This window comes from Desulfovibrio cuneatus DSM 11391 (assembly GCF_000430005.1).
Lineage (GTDB): Bacteria > Desulfobacterota > Desulfovibrionia > Desulfovibrionales > Desulfovibrionaceae > Frigididesulfovibrio > Frigididesulfovibrio cuneatus.
Genome location: NZ_AUCY01000067.1, coordinates 1 through 3,017 on the forward strand (window position 1 = coordinate 1; position 3,017 = coordinate 3,017).

Consider the following 3,017-nt stretch of genomic DNA (forward strand, 5'->3'; position numbering starts at 1 on the left):
TGAGGCAGCCGCCTTTAGGCGGTTCAAGCGTTTCTAACCGCTTTGAGCGGTTCACAGCATTTCAAGCCCCCGGCTTTGCCGGGGGTACATGACTTCTTCGGCCTGGGTGGGTTCCGTAATCAGCCCTACGGCAATAACAGGAGCGCTTACAGCCTGTTTTATGCGCTGGGCAAAAGGCACCTGATACCCGGCACCCAAGGGAATTTTCTGTTGGGTGCTCAGCCCGCCGGAAGAAATATCAAAAAAGGCGCAGCCCAACGCTTCCAGGCGCTGGCAAAGCTGGGCGGTTTGTTCCACATCCCACCCGCCTTCCACCCAGTCGCTGGCGGAAAGGCGAACCCCCAGTATAAACTCTTTGCCAACGGCTTCCTGCATGGCGCTGAACACTTCCAGCACAAGGCGCATACGGTTTTCAAGGGAACCGCCGTACTGGTCGGTGCGGGTGTTGCTTAAGGGGGAAAGGAACTGGTGCAGCAAATAGCCGTGGGCCCCGTGCAGTTCAATGCCAGCAAACCCGGCCCGCTTGGCCCGCAGGGCAGAAGCAGCAAACTGCTTTTTTACGGTGTCTATTTCTTCCAGGGTAAGGGGCAGGGGCTGGGTGTCTTGGGTGTTCATGGGCTCTGGGCTGGGGGCAACGGTTTGCCAGCCGCCTGCTTCCTGGCTAAGGCAGGCCCCGGTTCCCCAGGGAACGTCGCAGGAAGCCTTGCGCCCCGCATGGCCAAGCTGCAAAATGGGCACAGTGGGGGCTATGTCTTGCATGTTTTGCACAAGCTTTGCCAGGGCTGCTTCCTGCTCGTCGGTTTGCAGAATAAGGCAACGGGGGGAAATGCGCCCCTCCGGGCACACTGCGGTGGCTTCCACCACCAGCAGGCCTGCGCCGGAAGCCGCCAATGTGCCGTAATGCACGGTGTGCCAGTTCTGGGCTACTCCTTCAACGGCGGCATACTGGCACATGGGGGGTATAACAATGCGGTTGGGCAGGGTGATGCTGGCAAGGGAAAGGGGAGAAAACAGTTTGGGCTGCATGGGGGCCTCGCAAAAATAGAACGTGCAGGGGGGTAAGGGCGGCATGGGGAACAGCGCGTTTGGGGTTGGCTCTGGAGTAATGCACATTACCATAAAAGGGATAAGATGCCTGCCGCTAAACGGCAAGGGTTTATGGGCTGTTTTACGCCTGTAGCAAGGAAGATTTCGTGCGTACCTTGTGAGGGAGCCGGAAAAAGCATAGTATGTACTTGTGTGGCTTGGGACGCAGCCAGCATTTTCTACCGGGTCATCTTTTGAAAAACAACCACCTGCGGGAGTTGCTATGCACATTTTTGATATGCCCATTGTCATAAAAGGAGCCGGGGAAATGGCCACAGGCGTTGCCACGGTGCTGTACAATGCCGGGTTCCATAAGCTTGTGATGTTCGACAAGCCAGCCCCCCTGGCGGTGCGGCGCACCGTTTCGTTTTGCGAGGCATTGCGCGAGGGTAAGCAAACGGTAGAAGGCATTGACGCTGTGCAGGTGGATTCCCTGGAAGCGCTGCACGCTGCATGGCAGGCCGGGAACATTGGCATTTGGGGCGACCCCACCTGGGCCATGCTGCCCGCCATACACCCGCAGGTGGTGGTGGACGCCACCATTGCCAAACACAACCTTGGCACCCATAGGGGGGAAGCACCGCTGGTGCTGGGCCTTGGCCCCGGCTTTGTGGCAGGGCAAGACGTGCATGCAGTCATTGAAACCCAACGCGGGCATACCCTTGGGCGCATTATTCGCCAAGGCGCTGCCACCCCCAACACCGGGGAACCGGAAGCCGTTATGGGTTATACCTTCCAGCGGGTGCTGCGTGCCCCTGTGGCAGGCGCAGTAAAGCCCCTGAAAGAACTGGGCGACAATATCGTTCAGGGGGAAACGGTGATGCAGGTGGCAGGGCAACCCGTGCTGGCTGAAATAAGCGGCACGCTGCGCGGCTGCATCGCCCCCGGCGTGAGCGTGCCCGCCGGGTGTAAAATTGGCGACATCGACCCACGCGGCGACAAGGCTTATTGCTTCACCGTTTCTGATAAAGCTAGAAGCCTTGGGGGGGCGGTGTTGACGGCGGTTATGGGGAATGAGAAACGCTGATTTATTCCGTTTGGCGGCGTTGCTCGCTTTTTTTGAAACAGTCGAGGACGGAAGAGTCCACTCCTGTTTCCAAAAAAGCTCGTGCCTTGCCAAACGAAATAACTGAGCGTTTCCGAAATGCAAATCAGTAGGTAAGTTTTAAAATGGGCACTGCAACGGGTTGAAGAATAATGAGACTACGTTTGAACTGATAACCGTCAACGATGTTTCTAGTGAAGAATGCTCTGTGTCTGAGGTTGAGGTGTTCGTTATTAAAAATAGGAAAAAGCTGTAGGGTTTTGGTTTATGTTTATTGCTCCAGATAAAGCCCGCAGTCTTGACGGTGCTGTACACGGAAGATCTCTCTTGGAAATAATAGTACCTTATAGGCATCGTAGGTGTATTGACGAATTGCTTTTGTTTGTATAATTGTAAATAAATGTTAACTGATTTTTTTTAACGGTTAATTATATATGGATGGATTATTAAAAATGCAAAGGAGTTCCAATGAAAGATTATGAGGTTAAGCCGGTGGGATTTCTTAAAAGTATAGTAAATTCTAACAATTTTAATATATTTAGTATGCTCCTTCTTGGAATATTGACTTCGTTATTTTTTTTGTTGATTGATTTCATAACAGGCAAATATATATATGGGCTCTTGTCGACTCCTGTAGGTGATAGAGTTAAAGAGTTACCTGCGTTTTTCAGCGTTATTATGGTAACGCTAGTGATATCCAGCCAAGTCGCAGTCGGTCTAGCTGTTTATGTCCTTTCATTTCCATTGATGTCTATTCCTGCTTTTTTATTGATGTCAAGAAGGGGCTTTGGATTTTCAAAAGAGTTTTCGATGATATGTACCGCAAAAATCAGGAAGGACTTCGAGCAAGCCAATATTGCTTTGCCCGATGACGAGCTTGATAAGA

At 52.5% G+C, this 3,017-nt stretch carries 3 protein-coding genes; 2 read left to right on the top strand and 1 reads right to left on the bottom strand.

All coding sequences use genetic code 11. The features are described from left to right. Positions 1–51 precede the first annotated feature (51 nt). The gene (locus tag G497_RS18120; RefSeq protein WP_084516284.1) at positions 52–1,026 is read right to left on the bottom strand and encodes an NADH:flavin oxidoreductase/NADH oxidase; all 975 of its coding nucleotides are present in this window, start codon (positions 1,024–1,026) and stop codon (positions 52–54) included. Between the two features lie 283 nt (positions 1,027–1,309). Between G497_RS18120 and yqeB the strand changes: the two genes are divergently transcribed. Together yqeB and G497_RS0112455 are read left to right on the top strand one after the other, a co-directional pair. Continuing rightward, entirely contained in the window at positions 1,310–2,113 is an 804-nt protein-coding gene (yqeB, locus tag G497_RS0112450) for a selenium-dependent molybdenum cofactor biosynthesis protein YqeB (RefSeq protein ID WP_051258108.1), read from the top strand. A gap of 486 nt (positions 2,114–2,599) precedes the next feature. Continuing rightward, a partial coding sequence (locus G497_RS0112455) for a hypothetical protein (protein WP_027188385.1) occupies positions 2,600–3,017 on the top strand: 418 nt, incomplete at its 3' end.